General features: G+C 75.3%; 16 protein-coding genes. 7 read left to right on the plus strand and 9 right to left on the minus strand.

Features of this window, described 5'->3' with window-relative positions:
- Nucleotides 1-108 precede the first annotated feature (108 nt).
- The 3 genes from E1298_RS03760 to E1298_RS03770 all read left to right on the plus strand — a co-directional run bounded on the left by E1298_RS03760 (nt 109) and on the right by E1298_RS03770 (nt 3,961).
- On the plus strand, nt 109-969 hold the full coding sequence (locus E1298_RS03760; RefSeq protein WP_131889326.1) for a spermidine synthase: 861 nt from the start codon (nt 109-111) through the stop codon (nt 967-969).
- Nucleotides 970-1,001: 32 nt separating this feature from the next.
- Nucleotides 1,002-1,772 carry an SDR family oxidoreductase gene (locus E1298_RS03765; protein ID WP_131889327.1) on the plus strand — a complete coding sequence of 257 codons (771 nt, stop codon included), beginning with the start codon at nt 1,002-1,004 and terminating at the stop codon, nt 1,770-1,772.
- A gap of 215 nt (nt 1,773-1,987) precedes the next feature.
- Nucleotides 1,988-3,961: a SpoIIE family protein phosphatase gene (locus tag E1298_RS03770; RefSeq protein ID WP_131889328.1), complete on the plus strand. Its 1,974-nt coding sequence runs from the start codon at nt 1,988-1,990 to the stop codon at nt 3,959-3,961.
- Here the strand turns inward: E1298_RS03770 and E1298_RS03775 are convergent.
- The 4 genes from E1298_RS03775 to pdhA form a co-directional block, all read right to left on the minus strand.
- Complete coding sequence (locus E1298_RS03775) at nt 3,958-5,109, minus strand: VldE C-terminal domain-containing protein (RefSeq protein WP_131889329.1); 1,152 nt, start codon at nt 5,107-5,109, stop codon at nt 3,958-3,960. The two genes, E1298_RS03770 and E1298_RS03775, sit on opposite strands and share 4 nt — an antisense overlap.
- A 100-nt stretch (nt 5,110-5,209) precedes the next feature.
- A complete protein-coding gene (locus tag E1298_RS03780; protein WP_131889330.1) occupies nt 5,210-6,469 on the minus strand; it encodes a dihydrolipoamide acetyltransferase family protein in 1,260 nt (419 codons plus the stop codon).
- A complete protein-coding gene (locus E1298_RS03785; protein WP_131889362.1) occupies nt 6,466-7,467 on the minus strand; it encodes an alpha-ketoacid dehydrogenase subunit beta in 1,002 nt (333 codons plus the stop codon). Before E1298_RS03785 ends, E1298_RS03780 begins: the two co-directional genes overlap by 4 nt.
- An 8-nt stretch (nt 7,468-7,475) precedes the next feature.
- The gene (gene pdhA, locus E1298_RS03790) at nt 7,476-8,588 is read right to left on the minus strand and encodes a pyruvate dehydrogenase (acetyl-transferring) E1 component subunit alpha (RefSeq protein WP_131889331.1); all 1,113 of its coding nucleotides are present in this window, start codon (nt 8,586-8,588) and stop codon (nt 7,476-7,478) included.
- A gap of 104 nt (nt 8,589-8,692) precedes the next feature.
- Here pdhA and E1298_RS03795 point away from each other — a divergent pair, with 104 nt between their 5' ends.
- The gene (locus tag E1298_RS03795) at nt 8,693-9,196 is read left to right on the plus strand and encodes an Lrp/AsnC family transcriptional regulator (protein ID WP_131889332.1); all 504 of its coding nucleotides are present in this window, start codon (nt 8,693-8,695) and stop codon (nt 9,194-9,196) included.
- Here E1298_RS03795 and E1298_RS03800 read toward each other — a convergent pair.
- From E1298_RS03800 to E1298_RS03815, 5 genes are all read right to left on the minus strand, one after another.
- Nucleotides 9,188-10,363: a serine hydrolase domain-containing protein gene (locus E1298_RS03800; RefSeq protein WP_165975285.1), complete on the minus strand. Its 1,176-nt coding sequence runs from the start codon at nt 10,361-10,363 to the stop codon at nt 9,188-9,190. The two genes, E1298_RS03795 and E1298_RS03800, sit on opposite strands and share 9 nt — an antisense overlap.
- Before the next feature lie 74 nt (nt 10,364-10,437).
- Nucleotides 10,438-11,277 carry a DUF4253 domain-containing protein gene (locus E1298_RS03805; protein ID WP_131889333.1) on the minus strand — a complete coding sequence of 280 codons (840 nt, stop codon included), beginning with the start codon at nt 11,275-11,277 and terminating at the stop codon, nt 10,438-10,440.
- 138 nt (nt 11,278-11,415) lie between these two features.
- On the minus strand, nt 11,416-11,589 hold the full coding sequence (locus tag E1298_RS47705; RefSeq protein WP_165975286.1) for a hypothetical protein: 174 nt from the start codon (nt 11,587-11,589) through the stop codon (nt 11,416-11,418).
- 27 nt (nt 11,590-11,616) lie between these two features.
- Entirely contained in the window at nt 11,617-14,097 is a 2,481-nt protein-coding gene (locus tag E1298_RS03810; RefSeq protein WP_131889334.1) for an ABC transporter permease, read from the minus strand.
- Complete coding sequence (locus E1298_RS03815; protein ID WP_424923061.1) at nt 14,094-14,816, minus strand: ABC transporter ATP-binding protein; 723 nt, start codon at nt 14,814-14,816, stop codon at nt 14,094-14,096. Before E1298_RS03815 ends, E1298_RS03810 begins: the two co-directional genes overlap by 4 nt.
- Before the next feature lie 177 nt (nt 14,817-14,993).
- On the opposite strand from E1298_RS03815, the gene E1298_RS03820 reads away from it, so the two are divergent.
- The 3 genes from E1298_RS03820 to E1298_RS03830 are packed head-to-tail and all read left to right on the plus strand — an operon-like array spanning nt 14,994 to nt 17,324.
- A complete protein-coding gene (locus tag E1298_RS03820; protein ID WP_131889336.1) occupies nt 14,994-16,214 on the plus strand; it encodes a sensor histidine kinase in 1,221 nt (406 codons plus the stop codon).
- The gene (locus tag E1298_RS03825) at nt 16,202-16,840 is read left to right on the plus strand and encodes a LuxR C-terminal-related transcriptional regulator (protein ID WP_131889337.1); all 639 of its coding nucleotides are present in this window, start codon (nt 16,202-16,204) and stop codon (nt 16,838-16,840) included. The genes E1298_RS03820 and E1298_RS03825 overlap by 13 nt, the downstream gene beginning before the upstream one ends.
- A 13-nt stretch (nt 16,841-16,853) precedes the next feature.
- Nucleotides 16,854-17,324: an NUDIX hydrolase gene (locus E1298_RS03830; protein ID WP_131889338.1), complete on the plus strand. Its 471-nt coding sequence runs from the start codon at nt 16,854-16,856 to the stop codon at nt 17,322-17,324.
- The last annotated feature ends 12 nt before the right edge of the window (nt 17,325-17,336 follow it).

The following is a 17,336-nucleotide window of genomic DNA, read 5'->3' on the forward strand; positions in this document are numbered from 1 at the left end:
CCCCGGGAACGGCTGCGGCGATCATTGAGGGCGCAGGTCGGAGGCGGGACGCCGGACGGGACGCGGGCCGGAGCGGCGCGCGCGGAAGGGTTCCGTAGGGTGGGGGGCATGGCGCGCAAGGGCAGGCCGGGGCCCCGGCCGGATCGCTACCCGATCGCCGGCGGGGAGGCCGAGCTGCTCCGCGACGCCGACCGGGACGGCGGCTGGATGCTGCTCGTCGACGGCGTGCCGCAGTCCTATGTGGACCTGTCCGACCCCACCTACCTCGACTTCGAGTACATGCGGCTGATGGGCGACGTCGTGGACGCGCTCGCCCCGCCGGACGAGCCGTTCGACGCCGTGCACATCGGCGGGGCGGGATGCACGCTGCCGCGCTACATCGCCGCGACCCGCCCCGGATCGCGGCAGGTCGTGCTGGAGCCGGACGGGGAGCTGGTGCAGCTCGTCCGCGAGCAGCTGCCGGTCAAGGGCGTGCCGGGCCTGCGGATCCGCGTCACCGACGGGCGCACCGGGGTCGCCGCGCTCCCGGACGAGGCCGACGACCTGGCGGTCATGGACGCGTTCGCCGAGGCGGCCATGCCGGTCGAGCTGGCCACCCGCGAGTTCGTCCAGGACGTCGCGCGGGTGCTGCGGTACCAGGGCGTGTACCTGGTGAACGTGGCGGACGGGTTCCGGCTGCCGTTCGCCCGCCGCGTCGTCGCCACCGTCCGGTCGGTGTTCCGGCACACGCTGCTGATGGGCGACCCGGGCGTGCTGCGGGGACGGCGGTTCGGCAACCTCATCGTCGCCGGGTCGCGCCGCCCGCTGCCCGCGGCGGAGCTGACCCGCCGCGCGGCCGGCGGCATCACCCGCGCCCGGCTGCTGGAGGGCCACGACCTGGCCGCGTTCTGCGCCGGGGCCGCGCCGCTCCACGACGGCGAGCAGATCATCACACCCGTTCCGCCGCCCCAGGTCTTCGGAGGCTCTTAGGGCGCCCTGAGGGCGGCGCAAAGGAGGAGATCATGATTCTCGTGACCGGGGCGAGCGGCACGCTGGGCCGGCCCCTCGTCCGCCGGCTCGCCGGGGACGGTGCCGACGTGCACGCGCTGAGCCGTGGCGCCAGGGCGCCGGAGAAGGGCGTGACCTGGCACCAGGGCGACCTGAGGACCGGCGGGGGCGTCGACGCGGCGGTCGCCGGAGCCGAGACGATCGTGCACTGCGCCAGCGACCCGCGCCATCCCAAGAGCGACCTGCCCGCGACGCGCGGCCTGGTCGAGGCGGCGCGCAGGCAGGGCGCCCCGCACCTCGTCTACATCTCGATCGTCGGCGTGGACCGGATCCCCTACGGCTACTACAAGACCAAGCACGCGGTCGAGCGGCTGATCGAGGAGTCGGGCCTGCCCTACACGATCCTCCGGACGACCCAGTTCCACACCCTGCCGGCGATGGTCCTGGACGTCCTCGCCAAGGTCCCCGGCGTCATGCCGCTGCCGACGGGCCTGCGCTGCCAGCCCATCGACGCCGGCGAGGTGGCGGAGCGCCTCGCCGAGCTGGCCCTCGCGGCGGGGCCCGCCCGGCGCGTGGAGGACATGGGCGGGCCGGAGGTCCTCACGCTGGAGGAGATGGCGCGCTCCTACCTGCGGGCGACGGGGCGGCGGCGGGCCCGGTTGCCCGTCCCGCTGGCCGGGAGCGCCGCGCGCGGGTTCCGGGCAGGGCACCATCTGGCCCGCGACCACGCGGTCGGCAAACGGACTTGGCAGCAGTTCCTGGACGAGGAGCGGGCACCGCGCTGAGCACGCCGCCGGCGCGATTCACCGCCCGCTGAAAGGGCGCCCGGCCTGTCCGGACGCGCGGAAATCGCCGACGCGGCGCCAAAGGGGCCATGCCCCCGGATCCCCCGCAGGAACGGGGCTCCGGGCCGGTTTCCCCTGCCGTATCGGCCTCATCGGGCCGCTCCATGTCCCATAATCGAGCGATGGAGTCGTCCACCCGAATTCTGATTCTCGGCATGGATTCGTCGGGGAGAATACTCCAGTTCGACCGAAACGCCGCCGCCGTTCTGTCGGCGGATCCGGACGGCCTGCTCGGTGCCCGGCTCGACGAGGTGATCGCCGGGGCGGCGGAGCCGTTGCGGGAGGCGCTCAAGGCCGGGCGGGAGCGCACCGCGATGCTCGCCGTGGAGACCCCGGCGGGCGTGACGCTCGACGCCGTCGTCACCGTCCACCCCCTGAGCGGCGGCGCGCCCGGCCTCGCCGCGCTCGCCGTCGTCCGCGTGCCGGTGCCGCTCGCCGACCGGTTCGTCGATCCGGCCGTGATCCGCAGGGCGCTGCTGGACGACGCGCTCCCGCGCATCGGCTCCACGCTCGACCTCGACCTGCTGGCGCGCGGTCTGATGGACGTGCTGGTCCCGCACTTCTGCAACTCCGGCGCGCTGCTGCTGCGCGACAGCCTCGTCGACGCCGACGAGCCCCCGGTGGGCGCCGACGGCCCGCTGATGCGCCGGATGGCCATCGGCTTCGACGACGACGATCCGGCGTGGGACGCGACGTTCCCGACCGGCGAGGCCCTCGTCTACCCGGACGGCACCCCGTACACGCGGTGCCTGGACACCGGGCAGCCCGTCCTGGTCGGCCTCGGCGGCGACGGCGCCGCCCGGATCGCCGCGCTCTGGCGCCGCCCGCCGGTCGCCGACCTGCTCAAGGGCTCCTCGATGCTGCTGCTGCCGATCATGTCCGGCGGGGGCGTGCTCGGCTTCTTCGCCTGCGGCCGCAACGTCGCGCACCGCCCGTTCGACGCCTACGACGTCGAGATCGGCATGGAGTTCGCCTCCCGCGCGTCCATCTTCATCGAGAGCGCCCGCCGGTACGGGCGCGAGCGGGCCACCGCGCTCACCCTGCAGCGCAGCCTCCTGCCCACCGGGCTGTCGGCGCCCTCGCCGGTCGAGGTGCACCACCGCTACCTGCCCGGAAGCCGCCTCATCGAGGTCGGCGGCGACTGGTACGAGTCGATCGCGCTGCCCGGCGCGCGCGTCGCCCTCGTCGTCGGGGACGTGGCCGGGCACGGCGTCAAGGCCGCCGTCACCATGGGCCGGCTCCGCACCGCCATCCACACCCTCGCCGGGCTCGAACTGCCGCCCGCCGAGGCCCTGGAACGGCTCGACTCGCTGATGCGGACGCTCGGCGAGCGCGAGCCCCACTTCGCCACCTGCGCCTACGTCGTCTACGACGCGGTCAGCGGCCGCTGCGAGGTCGCCAGCGCCGGGCACCTGCCGCCGCTGATCGCCCCGCCCGGCACCGGCTCGCACTTCCTCGGCGTCCCGCCCGCGCCGCCGCTCGGCGTCGGCGGCGAGCCCATCGTCAGCCGCGAGTTCGCCGTCGAGGACGGGACGCTGCTGTTCCTCTACACCGACGGCCTCGTGGAGAACCGGGCCCGCGACATCGACGACGGCCTCGCCCGCCTCCAGTGCACCTTCGGGCCCGACGCCACCACCCGGACGCTGGAGGAGCTCTGCCAGGCCGCGCTCGACGGCGTCTACGACGACCAGCACCGCGACGACATCGCGATGCTGCTGGCCCGGCTGCGGCGCATCCCGTCCGACCACCACGCCTCCTGGGAGCTGCCCGCCGAGCCCGCCGCGGTGCGGCGCGCCCGCGGCCTGGTCCGCGACCGGCTCGCCCGCTGGGAGCTGGACGAGCTGGCCGACGCGACCGCCCTGCTGGTCTCCGAGCTGGTCACCAACGCGATCCGGCACGCGGGCGGCCGCATCACGCTCCGGCTCATCCGCGAGGGCGGGCTCGTGTGCGAGGTCTTCGACACCTCCGACGGGCGTCCCCGCATCCGCCACGGCAACGAGGGCGACATGCGCGAGACCGGCCGCGGCCTCCACGTCGTCGGGCGGCTGGCGGAGCGCTGGGGCGTCCGCCGCACCGCGACCGGCAAGGTCGTCTGGTGCGAGCAGAAGCTGCCGAAGGCCGTTCGCTAGCGCAGTACCGAGATGTGCACGTGGTCGTGGTGGTTCTGGGTGAGGCTCCCGCGATCGGCCATCGGCCGCCACCCGCCGCCGCGCGCGTTCCAGATGTGCTGCCTCCAGATCACGTAGGAGATGCCGAGGCGCCGCGCGTTGCTGATCGCGTACTGCGCGACCTGGTCGCCGTGCCGCTGCGCGCTCGGCGTCGGCATGAGACCCGCCGTGCTCTCCATGAAGTCGCATGCCCGGCCGTCGCCGTGGTCCTGCGGGTCGCCGGCGCGGTAGCAGCCGATGGTGGGGAAGGGGCCGAACATCCCGTCCACCTCAAGCAGCATGGTCCGCATCGTGGGCGTCATCATGTTGCCGGTGATCGGCGTCCGGCCGCCCGGCGTCCCGTCCGGGCGGCCCGTCACCCGCGGCCGGCCCTTGGGCACGGCGTTGCCCGCCGGAACGGACGGCCCCAGCGCCGCGACCTTCGTGCCGCGCGGGAGGATCTTCTTGAGCCGCTTGGCGAGCTTGCCGGCGTCGGTCCTGGGGGCGCTGAGGACGAGGCCGTTGCCGTCCGGCATCCCGAGCGTGCGGGCCTGCGCGCGCGACACCACGGCGTCCACGTCCCCGATGCCCATCGAGGCGTAGGCGCCGACCCGCACCTGCCCGGGGTGGGCCCTGCTGCCCGCCGGGACGACCTCGCCGAGCGGCAGCGACCCGTCCCGGCCCAGGTCGAAGGACACGGCGAGCCCGCCGGTGGCGACCATCCGCCACAGCTGGTCCGACTCGGCCGTCTCGCGCGGCGCGAACGCCCGGAACGCCGACGGGTCGACGCCGAGCAGTCCCACCCGCCGTCCGCCGACCTGCGCGCGGGCCGCGTCGACGACCGTCACGCCCGCGACGCCCCGCATCCGCCGGGCGCGCTCGACGGCGGCGGGCGGCAGCGGGACGGTCCCCGCGATCAGCAGGTGCGGCGTGTAGCGGCGGGTCAGGGGCGCGACGACGGGCACCGGCGGGGCGGCGTCGCCCGCCACCGACACCAGGTTCCCGGCCCCGGGGCGCCCGCCGTCCTCCAGCCGTCCCGACGCGATCACCGCCACGTCGGCGGCGAGGGTCACGGCCACGGCCGTCCCGACGACCGCCGGCACCACCCGCGTCCGGTTGCGCGTCCGCACCTGGCTCCTCCCAGCGTCCGGTCGGAGCGGGGTGAGGGCCCGCGTCCGATCACGCCTGCCCGCATCGTAGGCGACGCGGCCGGCGGGCGCGCGGCCCGGTCTACAGGTGCGTGATCAGTACCCCGGGGCGCTCGACGCAGTCGGCGACGAAGCGCAGGAACCCTCCCGCGACGCCGCCGTCGCAGACCCGGTGGTCGAAGGTGAACGACAGCTGCGCGACCTTGCGGAGCCGGACCTCGCCCTCGAACGCCCAGGGCCGGTCGGCGATCCGCCCCACGCCGAGCATGGCCGCCTCGGGGTGGTTGAGGATCGGGTTCGAGCCGTCCACCCCGAAGACGCCGTAGTTGTTGAGCGTGAACGTCCCGCCGGTGAGGTCCCTCGGGGTCAGGCCCCCCTCGCGGGCGGCGCCGGTCAGCTCGCGCAGCCGCGCGGCGAGCTCGGCGAGGGTGAGCCGGTCCGCGTCGTGGACGACGGGCACCACCAGCCCCCGGGGCGTCTGCGCGGCGACGCCGAGATGCACCCGCGGCATCTGGACGATCTCCTCGCGCGCGGTGTCCACGTGGGCGTTCAGCTCGGGGAACCGGCGCAGGCCCGCGACGCACACCCGGGCGAGGAGCGCCAGCACGCCGACGTGCGCGTCCGGGCTCGCCCGGTTGATGTCGTCCTTCAGCTCCACCAGGGGCGTGGCGTCGACGTCGACCCAGGTGCCGGCGTCGGGGATCTCGCGGCGGCTGCGGGACAGCTTCTCGGCGATAGCCCGCCGCGTCCCCGTGAGCGGCACACGGACCACGCCGTCCTCGGACGCCGGTGCGTCCGGGGGCGCCGCGGCGGCGATGGCGGCGTCGACGTCGCGGCGGAGCACGACGCCGCCCGGCCCGCTGGCCGCCACCGCGCGGACGTCGACGCCGTGGTCGCGCGCCAGGCGGCGCACCACGGGCGAGATGACGCGCGGGGCCTGCGGGGCCGGCGTGGGGGACGCCGGCACCGCGCGGGCGGCCTGGGCGCGGGCGCGGCGGCGCGACCGGCGCGGCGTGCCCGTCCCATAGCCGACGAGCACGTTGCCCGAGCCGGCGTGCTCCTCCTCCCGGTGCCGCTCCTTGTTGGCGGACGACCCGTCCGGGACGGTCACCGCGATGAGCGGCTCGCCGACGCCGACGACGGAGCCGGCCTCGGCGTACAGCTCCGCGACCGTCCCGGCGAACGGGATGGGCACGTCCACGGCGGCCTTGGCCGTCTCGACCTCCACGACGCTCTGGTCGACGGTCACGGTGTCGCCCGCGCGGACCCGCCAGGCCAGGATCTCGGCCTCGGTGAGCCCCTCGCCGAGGTCGGGAAGGCGGAACACCTCGGTCGCGCTCATGCCGCGCCATTCACGGGCAGGAAGCGCGTGTCGGGCTCGTCGTCGCGCTGCAGCCGGTCGAGCGCGTCCAGGATCCGGTCGGTGTTCGGCAGGTGGTGGTGCTCCAGCATCGGCGGCGGGTACGGGATGTCGAACCCGGTCACCCGCAGCACCGGGGCCATCAGGCTGTGGAAGCAGCGCTCCTGGACGCGGGCGGCGATCTCCGCGCCGACGCCCGCGAAGCCCGCGGCCTCGGCCACCACGACGCACCGGCCGGTCCTGCGCACCGACGCGACGACCGTGGCGTCGTCGAACGGGACGATCGTCCGCAGGTCGACGACCTCCAGGTCCCATCCCTCCTCGGCGGCGGCCTCCGCGGCCTCCAGCGCGACGGGCACGGACGGGCCGTAGGCGACGACCGTCGCGTCCCGGCCGGGGCGGCGGACCGCGGCGCGGCCGAACGGCCCGGTCCGCGCCGGCAGCTCGACCTCCGCCTTCGACCAGTACAGCTTCTTGGGCTCCAGGAAGACGACGGGGTCGGGGTCGTCGATCGCCTCCCGCAGCAGCGAGTACGCGTCGTCCACCGCGGCGGGCGTGACGACCTTCAGCCCCGGCGTGTGCGCGTAGTAGGACTCGCTGGAGTCGCAGTGGTGCTCGACGCCGCCGATGCCGCCCGCGTACGGGATGCGGATGACCATCGGCAGCTCCAGGCGGCCCCGCGTGCGGTTGCGCGTCTTCGCCACGTGCGAGGCGATCTGCTCGAACGCCGGGTAGGCGAACGCGTCGAACTGCATCTCCACGACGGGCCGGAACCCGCCCATGGCCATGCCGACCGCGAAGCCGACGATGCCGGCCTCGGCGAGCGGCGTGTCGAAGCAGCGGTCGTCGCCGAACTTCGCCGCCAGCCCGTCGGTGACGCGGAACACGCCCCCGAGCGTCCCGACGTCCTCGCCGAAGACCACGACCCGCTCGTCGCCGTCCAGGGCGTCGCGGAGCGCGGCGTTGAGCGCCTGCGCCATGGTGGTGATCACGCCGTGGCCTCCTCGGCTTCGAGTTCGGATCGCAGCGAGGCCCGCTGCTCGTCCAGCTGCGGTGTGCGGGTGCCGTAGACGTGGTCGAACAGCCCCAGCGGGGCGAGTTCGGGATCGGCGTTCATCCCGGCGCGCAGCCGCGCGGCGAGCTCCTCGGCGGCGGCGGCCGCGGCGGCGACGTCCTCGTCGCCGAGGTGGCCGCGCCGCCGCAGGTACGCCTCCAGCCGGGCGACCGGGTCGCGCCTGCGCCACCGCTCGGCCTCCGCGTCGGTCCGGTAGCGGGTCGCGTCGTCGGCGTTGGTGTGGGCCTCCAGCCGGTAGGTGTGCGCCTCGACCAGGAACGGCCCCTGGCCGGAGCGCGCGTGCTCGACGGCCGCGGTGAGCACGGCCAGCACCGCGACCGGGTCGTTCCCGTCCACCTGCTCCGAGCGCACCCCGTACCCGACGCCCTTGTGGGCCAGCGAAGGCGCGGCGGTCTGGCGCTCCAGCGGGACGGAGATCGCGTACTGGTTGTTCTGGACGAGGAACACCACCGGCGCCTTGAAGACCGCGGCGAAGTTGAGCGCCTCGTGGAAGTCGCCCTCGCTGGTCGCGCCGTCCCCGACGCACGCCAGCGCCACCCGTCCCGTCCCCTTGCGGTGCTCGGCGTGGGCGAGCCCGGCCGCGTGGACGGTCTGGGTCGCCAGCGGCGTGCACTGCGGCGCCACGTGATGGCGGCGCGGGTCGTACCCGCAGTGCGCGTCGCCGCGCAGCAGCGCCAGCACCTCCACCGGGTCGATGCCGCGCGCCACCAGCGCCATCGACTCGCGGTAGGTGGGGAACAGCCAGTCGCCGTCCCGGAGGGCGAGCGCGGCGCCGATCTGGCACGCCTCCTGCCCGTGGCTGGAGGGGTAGACGGCGAGCCGTCCCTGCTTGGTCAGCGCGGTGGCCTGCGCGTCGAACCGGCGCCCCGCGACCATCGCGCGGTACGCCTCGCGCAGCAGCTCCGCGTCCGGCTCCGGATAGCGCGGCCGGGGCCGCGCCGCCGCGCCCGTGTCGGTCAGGAACCGGACGGGGCGCGCCGAGGGGAGCAGCCCCTCCCGGACGCCGCCGCGATCGTGCTCCGCCATGGCCGCCTCCTCAACCCGCCGATGGTGAAAATATGAACCTGAAGTGCCATAAGTCTCAATAGACTGCCCAAGTCAGGGACGAACGGCCGAGCGGAGGACCGTGCATGGACCATTTGTCGCACGAGGCCGCCGCACCCGCCGAGACCCCCGGACGAACGGCGGCGGTCCTCGACGACGTCGACCGGGCGATCCTGCGCGAGCTGGAGGCCGACGGCCGCCTGTCCATGCGCGCCCTCGCCGAGCGGGTCAGCGTCTCGCGCTCCAGCGTCTACGCGCGGGTGGAGCGGATGGTCGCCGACGGCGTCATCGCGGGCTTCACCGCGCGCATCGACTCCGTCCGCGCCGGCCTGGGCACCGCCGCCTACGTGACGGTCTCCATCGACCAGAACGCCTGGCGGGAGGTCGCGGCGCAGCTGCGCGAGGTGCCCTACATCCAGCACCTGGCGTTCGTGGGAGGCGACGTCGACCTGGTCATGCTGGTCCGCACGCCGGACAACGTCACCCTGCGCGACATCGTCCTGGCCCGGATCCACGCGGTCGCGGGCGTCCGCTCGACCCGCACCTGGCTCATCTTCGATGAGGCCCGGGGAAACCGCCGCCTACGCTGAGCCGGAGCAGAACTCGGCCTGGACGGCGGCGTCCTCCAGTTCCTGCTCGCCCCAGTCGCCGTTGCGGTTCATGGTGAGGACGTGCCGCCCGTCGCCGGTGGCCGCCGTCCGGGACGCCGAGCCGGGGATCATGCCGCCGTGGCCCCAGACCCAGCAGCCCTCCTTGAGCTTGAACCTGCGGATGCCGAGTCCATAGCGGTCGTCGGGGCCGCCGTGCCCGTCCTCTCCCTGGACCGGGACGGTGGCGAACATCTCCCGCTGCTGCCTGGGAGGCAGCACCTTGCCGCGCAGCAGCAGCGACAGGAACCTGTTCACGTCGCCGGTGGTCGAGATGACCTGCCCGGCCCCCCAGGCCACGGTGGGGTTGAACTCGGTGACGTCGCGCACCTTCGCGTCCGGGCCGTCCTCGAAGAGCGTGGAGTAGTGCCGCGCGTGCGGCCGTGGCACCTCCGGGGAACCGGCGGGCACGCTGGTGGACGTCAGCCCGAGAGGCTCGATGAGCCGCCGCTCGACCTCGTCCTCGTAGCGGTGGCCGGTGGCCTTTTCGATGATCATCGCGGCCAGCACGTAATTGGTGTCGGAGTATTCCCAGCGGCCCGGTTGGCCAGGCTGGAACACGGCCGGGTGGGCGAGCGCGATTCTCACCAGCTCGCGCGGAGCGACCGTGTCGTAGCGGTGCTTGTCGAACTCGTCCCCGGCGTACCTGGCGCGGAATCCGTCGTCGTTGTTGTAATTGAAGATCCCGCTGGTGTGGTTGAGCAGGTGCCGCACCGTGATCTTGCCGGGGCGGTAGCGCTCGCCGCGCACGACCCCGGGCAGCCATTTCTCGACGCTGTCGCCCAGTGACAGCTCTCCGGCGGCCTCCAGCTTGAGGAGCGTGGCCGCGGTGAACGGCTTGCTCATGCTGGCGATGCGGAACTTCTCGCCGGACGCGCGGGGCCGCCCGTCGCCCAGATCGGCGACCCCGGCCGTGTGGGTCCAGCTCCGGCCGCCGGTCATGACCTCGGCGATCACGCCCGGGGTGCCCTGTTCGACGATGGCCTCCAGCGCGGCCCGGGTCCTGGCGTGCGGTGGCGGAGAACCGGCGAGGGACGGCGCCGCCACGGCGGTGGTGAGCGCGCCTACGGAGACGATGGTCATCATGCGGGCCGAACGGGCTCTGTTCATGCATCGAGCCAACCGGCCGCGGGCCCGGCAGCACCATCGGGGATGTCCCGGAAATCGCCCTCAGGGTGACACCCTCAGTCCCACCAGAAGGACCACCAGGTCTTGCCGCGGATCTCTTCGGCGTAGCCGGCCAGGGTGCCGGGGCCCTGGAAGAGGATGTCGGGGCAGAACGCCCAGTGCTCGGCCGCGACGTGGACGGCGTGGCGGGTGGTGAGGGGCGGGGCGGAGACGCTCAGCTCCAGGGTGTTGAAGCCGAGGCCGACGACGCGGGCCCCGAAGCGGTCCTCCCAGCCGCGGACGACGGCGGCGAGCGGGGCCGTCCACTCGTTGTGGTTGAGGGCGCCCTGCCAGCCGACGGCGGCCAGGGCGTCGGCGCCGCGGTCGACCGCCGCGAGGCCGAGGGACGGCCCGCGCGCGCCGAGGACGCGGGCGTAGCGGTCGGCCATGGCGTCCGGGTCGTCCAGCGGGGTGCCGGACGGGGCGGGGCCGGGGCAGTGGCGGCCGAAGGGCGCGAGGTCGTCGTGGTCGGCGTCGGCCGCCTGCTCCGCCCAATCGGCCCACACCTCGTACATGAACGCGTGGGGGACGTAGTTGCCGATCTCGGGGACGGGCTCGGGCGCGACCTGGCCGGAGGCCCACGGCTGGTCGGTCTCGTCCAGGAGCAGGGGCCACAGCCCGGAGCGGGGGTGCTCGGCGCGCAGCCTGGCCCACAGCTCCCCGTGGACCGGCTCGTCGCTCACCCAGAACGCGGGACGCATGAGCAGCTGCCGCTGCGGGTAGCCCGGATCGGGCCAGACCACGTCGCCCTCGGGCAGCGGCACCGACAGCGTCCGCTCGACGGTGTCGTCCCCGCCGTCGGCGAACAGCTGCGGCAGGTTGCCCGGCAGTCGTCGCCGGACCTCGAGGTCATCCATTTCACGCCGTTCCAGTACAGAGCATGCCAACGGGATCTTGGCACTCCGAGATGGTAACGGCGCGGGCCGCCGCCGTGGGGCGAGCCACCGTGTTCGGTCGCTGAGGACACCCCCAGGGGGTGCCCGGCGCCCGGACGGTCAGCGCTCGTGGCCGCGGCCCCGGACGAGGTAGTCGATCACCACGGCGATGACGCCGAGACCGGTGACCGCGCTGATGACGATCTCGTACCAGGTGCCCCGGAGGGCGACGTTCGAGACGATGTTGATCGCCAGGAGCGCGCCGAAGATGGTCCAGCGGGCGTTGTTGGTCATGGTGTTCTTCCTTTCGGGGGGTGTTCGTCAGGGGATGTCCGGGGAGCCGCGCCGGGGCAGCATGGCCCGCGCGGGCAGGAGGATCGCGGCGGCGCCGGAGCCGGCCACGCCGGTCAGGACCACCGCGACGGCCACGGGGGAGACGGAGGGGAGCGGGAGCCCGGTCACCGCGGTCGCGAACGCCAGGAGCGTCACGGCGGCGATCAGGGCGCCGGCCGCGGTACCGGTGCCGAGGACGATGGCGGCCTCCAGCCGCAGCATCCGCAGCACCTGGCGGCGGGTCCCGCCGACCAGGCGGAGGAGGGCGAACTCGCGCCGCCGCGCCCCCGTCGCCAGCGCGAGCGTGGTGACCAGGCCGATGACGATGAACCCGCCGATCGCCGCGACGACGACCTGGCTGACGAGGCCCTGGAGCCGCAGTTCCCGCGAGAGCCCGGCGCCGAACGCGCCGGGGCCGATGGCGCGGGCGCCGGTGTAGGCGGCGGTGACGGGGCGCAGGTCCGCCGTTCCGCGGACGAGGACGTGGTCGTCCAGGGGGGTGGAGGAGTGCGCGGCGACCAGGGCGTGGGGCAGGAGCACGTCGCCGAAGCCGAGGCCCCGCTCGTACACCGCCACCACGCGGGCCTGGACGCGCGTCCCGTCGCCGAGCCACAGGGGCGTGGTCGAGCCGACGTGGAGGCCGCCCGCCACGTCCCGGCTGAGGGCGACGGTGCCGCCCTGGAGGTCGCCGAGCCGCCCTGAGGCGACCTTGGGGTCCATCGTGCGCTCGGCGCCGGCGCCGATGCCCCGCGCGGACAGCGACCTGAGGTTCTTCTCGCCCAGCTCCTTGGGCGCCATGACCACGGTGGTGGTCTTGACGGGCGTGGCGGCGGTGACGCCGGGCAGGCGGCGGGCGGCGTCGGCGGCCCCCTGCGGCAGGCCGGGCCCGGCCGACACCAGGACCTGGTCGGCGCGGTTGCCGTCCGCGGCCTGCCGCTCGGTCGCGTGGACGATCGTGGACTGGGCGAACAACTGCGTGCCGGCGAACGCGACGGCGAGCGCGACCGGCGTGATGACCGAGCCCGCGCGCAGGGCGGCGGTGCCGCTGGCGTGCTGGGCCAGCCGCCCGGCGACCGGCGAGGCGAGCCGGGCCGCGCGGCCGAGCACCCGGCTGCCGAGCCGGGCGAGCAGGGGTCCCATCAGCGCCGTCGCGACGATCAGGGAGATGACCAGGCCGCCGATCGAGGCGGACGCGGTGGGCCCGGAGGTGGAGGTGGAGGCCCCGAGCGCGCTCAGGCCGAGCACGAGGAACACCACGCCGGCGATGACGCGCCAGCGGGGGAGCGCGGTGGGATCGACGGCGGCCTCGCCCAGGGCCTGCACCGGCCGGATCCGCGAGAGGCGCACGGACGCCAGCAGCGCGGTCGCGGTCGCGGCGAGCAGCGTGACGGCGAACGCGGCCAGCACGGGAAGGGGGCTCAGCGACAGCCCGAAGCCGTCCGGCAGGACGCCCTTGCGGATCATCGCGGCGTGCATGCCGGCCCCGGCCGCGAGCGACAGGACGCCGCCGAGGAGGGCGGCGGGCACCCCGACCCGCGCCGTCTCGCCCAAGAGTCCCCGGCGCACCTGCCAGGGCGTCGCGCCGATCGCGCGGAGAAGCGCGAACTCGCGGGCCCGCTCGCGCACCGACAGGGCGATGAGCCCGCCGACGACCACCAGCGCGGTCATCACGGCGACGCCCCCGAGCGACGCGCCCAGCTCCAGGATGTCGGGACGGGCGGCGGCCACCGCCAGGGTCTCGGCGTCGCCTCGGGCCGAGCCGGTGGCGACGGTCAGCCCGGGCGCCGCCGCGCGCAGGGCCTTCGCGTCGGCCTTCCCGCCGGTGAGCACCGCGAGGGCGTCCGCCTGGCCCGGGTGCCCGTTCAGCGCCGCCGCCGTTCCCGCGGTGAAGAACGCCGCGGAGGGCCCGGACGAGACCAGCCCGGTGACGCGGAACGGCTGCGGCGTGCCGTTGACCTGCAACCCCACCGGACGGCCGACGGGAACACCGGCGGACCGGCTCAGGACGACCTCGCCCGGCGCCTGCGGGGCCCGTCCGGCGCTCAGCTCGTAGGGGCGGAGCGCGGCAGAGTCCCACCCGTGGCCCGTGACGGCGGCTCCGGACGACAGGACGACGGGGAACGAGACGTCCGCGACCACCCTCCGGACACCGGGGACGGCGCGCAGCCTCTCCGCCACGGCGACCGGGACGCGGGCGCGCTCGGTCAGCGGACGGCTCTGCTTCTCGGGCTCCGACCCGATCCGCCTCAGCCGGTCCTCGACGCTCTGGCGGCCCGTCACGACGGCGTCCGCCGCGCCGAACCGGTCGACGGGCGCGTGCGCCCGCCACGCCGACTCCACCAGCACCCCGCAGGCCCCGACCAGCACGGCCGCGAACATGAGCGCCGCGAAGACCCCGGCGAAGGCGCCTTTGCCCTGGCGCGTGCGCGTCCTCCGCGCGCGGGGGGACGGCTTCGCGCCGGCGCTCACAGGGACCCCCAGCGGGCCATCACGGCGGCGGGGGTCGGAGCGGTCAGCTCGTCCACGATCCGGCCCCGGCTGAGGAACAGGACGGAGTCGGCCCACGCGGCCGCCACCGGGTCGTGGGTCACCAGCACGACCGTCTGCCCGGTCAGGTCGGCCGCCTCGCGTAGCAGCCGCAGGACGTCGCGGGCCGTGGACGGGTCGAGCGCCCCGGTCGGCTCATCCGCGAACACCACTTCGGGACGGGTGATGAGCGCGCGGGCGATGGCGGCGCGCTGCTGCTGGCCCCCCGACAGCTCCGATGGGCGGTGCCGCAGCCGATCGGACAGCCCGACCCGCCGCACCACCTCGTCCAGCCACGCCGGATCGGCCCCGCGGCCGCCGAGCACGAGCGGGAGCATGATGTTCTGCTCGACGTCCATGGACGGGACCAGGTTGAAGGACTGGAACACGAACCCGATCCGCTCGCGCCGCAGCCGCGTCCGCCGGGCCTCGCTGAGGCGGCCGACGTCGACCCCGCCGATCTGGACCGTGCCCCCGCTCGGGCGGTCGAGACCGGACGCGCAGTGCAGGAACGTGCTCTTGCCCGAGCCGGACGGCCCCATGACCGCCGTGAACCCGCCGCGCGGGAACGCCCACGAGACGCCGTCCAGCGCCCGCACGTCCCCGTAGGTCCTGGTGACCGAGTCCAGGCACACCGCCGGTACGGTCGCCTCGGCTGTCATCGTCGTCATGATCTCCTCCGTGGACGTTCCCTCACCTGGTCGAACCTAGAATTCGGAGGGGGCCGGGCACATGGGCGCACGCTCCCGAATCGATGGTGTAGCGGGCTGTACCACCGGCCCGGGGGCGTGCCCCGGTGCGCGGCGCCGCGGCGCCCCTTACGGTGGCTGCGAGGTGACATGACGAGAGCACTGAGACGCAGCGCCGGCGCGACCGGCTACCTGGCCGCGGGCCTCCGGACGTCCGTGCCCGCCCTGGCCGGGCTCGCGCCGCTCGTGGCCGTCGTCGTGCTGCTGTTCGCCGCCCTCCCGTGGCTGCCGGCCGCCGCGAAGCCGCTGCGCGCGCTCGCCAACGCCGAGCGGCGCCGGGCCGGACGGGCGCTGGGCCGCGAGATCCCGGAGCCCTACCACCCGCCGGAGGGGGACGGGCTGCGGGAGGCGCTCCGGCTCGTGAGGTCCCCGGTCCTGTGGCGCGACGTCGCGTGGATGGTGCTGCACGGGCTCACCGGCCTGTGCGTCGCCGTGCTCGCGGTGGCGCTGTGGCCGGCGATCCCGTTCACCTGCTCGCTCCCGCTGTGGTGGTGGGCGGCCCCGGAGGGCTCCCAGGCGGCGTTCGTCACCCTGGACAGCTGGCCGAAGGCGCTGACGCTCCCGTTCCTCCAGGGGGCCCTCGACGTCTTCCTGCTGCTGTGGCTGGTGCCGCGGCTCGCCCGCTGGCAGGCGCTGCTGGCGGCGGCGCTGCTGGGCCCCACGCGCCGCTCCGCCCTCGCCGAGCGCGTGGAGCGGCTGTCGGAGACCCGCGCCGGGGCCCTGGAGGCGCACGGCGCCGAGCTCCGCCGCATCGAGCGCGACCTGCACGACGGCACGCAGGCCCAGCTGGTCGCCGTGGCGCTGCGCCTCGGGCTCGCCGACCGCCGCTTCGAGGCCGACCCCGAGGCGGCCCGCGCGCTGTTCCTGGAGGCGCGGGACGGCGTCGAGGAGGCCCTCACCCAGCTGCGGACGGTGATCCGCGGGATCTACCCGCCGATCCTGTCCGACCGGGGGCTGGACGGGGCCCTGCGCGCGCTCGCCGCCGGGCAGCCGATCCCGGTCGCGATGGAGGTCGCGGGCGGGCGCTCGCCCGCCGCCGTGGAGGCCGCCGCCTACTTCGTCGTCGCCGAGGCCCTCACCAACATCGCCAAGCACAGCGGCGCGACCGAGGCGGCCGCCAGCGTCCGCCGCGAGGGCGCGCATCTGAGGGTCCGGGTGCGGGACAATGGCAAGGGCGGAGCCGATCCGGGCCGGGGCAGCGGCCTCGCGGGGATCCGCCGCCGGGTGGCGGCGCTCGACGGCACCACCCGCATCGACAGCCCCGACGGGGCCGGGACGACGCTTGAGGTGGACCTGCCGTGCGGATCGTGATCGCCGAGGACAACGTCCTGCTGCGCGAGGGGCTCGTCCTGCTGCTGGCCGCGGGCGGCCACGAGGTCGTCGCGGTGGCGGGCACCGGGCCCGAGGTGCTGCCCGCGCTGCTGGAGCACCGCCCCGACGCCGCCGTCCTGGACGTCCGGCTCCCGCCCGGCTTCCGCGACGAGGGGCTGCGCGCCGCGATCGAGGCCCGCAAGCGGCTCCCCGGGCTGCCGCTGCTCGTGCTGTCGCAGTACGTCGAGGAGACCTACGCCGCCGAGCTGCTCGCCGGGGGCGCCGAGGGCGTCGGCTACCTGCTCAAGGACCGGGTGAGCCGCGTCGACGAGTTCCTGGAGGCGCTGGGCCGCGTCGCCGGGGGCGGCACCGCCCTCGACCCCGAGGTCGTCTCCCAGCTGATGACCTCCCACCGCGACCCGCTCCGGGCGCTCACGCCCCGCGAGCGCGAGGTGCTCGGCCTGATGGCCCAGGGCCTCGACAACACCACGATCGCCGCCACGCTCGTCATCACCGAGCGGTCCGTCAGCAAGCACATCGGTGCCGTGTTCGCCAAGCTCGGCCTGCCGGCCACCGACAGCGGCCACCGCCGCGTCCTGGCCGTCCTGGCCTACCTCAACTCATGACCCGCCTCACCTCATGACCCACGACCCGCCCGGGCCGCCGCCCCGGGTGCGCCGCGCCGTCCGCGCGCTGCTGCTCGACGGCGACGCGCTCGTCCTGCTCCGGCGCACGCTCCCCGGCCGTCCCGTCTACTGGACGACGCCGGGCGGCAAGATCGAGCCCGCCGACGCGACCCCCGAGGCCGCTCTGCGCCGCGAGCTGGACGAGGAGCTCGGCGCCACCGCGGGCCCGGTGCGCCAGGTCTTCGCCTGCGCCGAGCAGGTCCCCGGCCTGCACCGGCTCAACACCTTCTACGTGTGCCGCCTGGCCTCGATGGACCTGTCCCGCCGCCACGGCCCCGAGTTCGACGACCCGTCCAAGGGCCGCTACGACGTCGACCGCTTCCCCTGCACGCCCGCTGGCCTCGCGCCCGTCGACCTCATCCCCGAGACGCTCGCGGCCTACCTCCAGGACCACGCCGCCGACCTCCCCGCGCTCGTCCCCTGACCCCGCGGGCCG

The organism is Actinomadura rubrisoli (assembly GCF_004349215.1).
GTDB classification, from domain to species: Bacteria; Actinomycetota; Actinomycetes; order Streptosporangiales; family Streptosporangiaceae; genus Spirillospora; species Spirillospora rubrisoli.

Coding starts and splice junctions, on each gene's coding strand:
- E1298_RS03760 (WP_131889326.1), top strand. CDS start 109: ATGGCGCGCAAGGGCAGGCCGGGGCCCCGGCCGGATCGCTACCCGATC.
- E1298_RS03795 (WP_131889332.1), top strand. CDS start 8,693: ATGGACCATTTGTCGCACGAGGCCGCCGCACCCGCCGAGACCCCCGGA.
- E1298_RS03815 (WP_424923061.1), bottom strand. CDS start 14,816: ATGACAGCCGAGGCGACCGTACCGGCGGTGTGCCTGGACTCGGTCACC.
- pdhA (WP_131889331.1), bottom strand. CDS start 8,588: ATGGCGGAGCACGATCGCGGCGGCGTCCGGGAGGGGCTGCTCCCCTCG.
- E1298_RS03765 (WP_131889327.1), top strand. CDS start 1,002: ATGATTCTCGTGACCGGGGCGAGCGGCACGCTGGGCCGGCCCCTCGTC.
- E1298_RS03805 (WP_131889333.1), bottom strand. CDS start 11,277: ATGGATGACCTCGAGGTCCGGCGACGACTGCCGGGCAACCTGCCGCAG.
- E1298_RS03780 (WP_131889330.1), bottom strand. CDS start 6,469: ATGAGCGCGACCGAGGTGTTCCGCCTTCCCGACCTCGGCGAGGGGCTC.
- E1298_RS47705 (WP_165975286.1), bottom strand. CDS start 11,589: ATGACCAACAACGCCCGCTGGACCATCTTCGGCGCGCTCCTGGCGATC.
- E1298_RS03770 (WP_131889328.1), top strand. CDS start 1,988: ATGGATTCGTCGGGGAGAATACTCCAGTTCGACCGAAACGCCGCCGCC.
- E1298_RS03830 (WP_131889338.1), top strand. CDS start 16,854: ATGACCCACGACCCGCCCGGGCCGCCGCCCCGGGTGCGCCGCGCCGTC.
- E1298_RS03800 (WP_165975285.1), bottom strand. CDS start 10,363: ATGAACAGAGCCCGTTCGGCCCGCATGATGACCATCGTCTCCGTAGGC.
- E1298_RS03785 (WP_131889362.1), bottom strand. CDS start 7,467: ATGGCGCAGGCGCTCAACGCCGCGCTCCGCGACGCCCTGGACGGCGAC.
- E1298_RS03820 (WP_131889336.1), top strand. CDS start 14,994: ATGACGAGAGCACTGAGACGCAGCGCCGGCGCGACCGGCTACCTGGCC.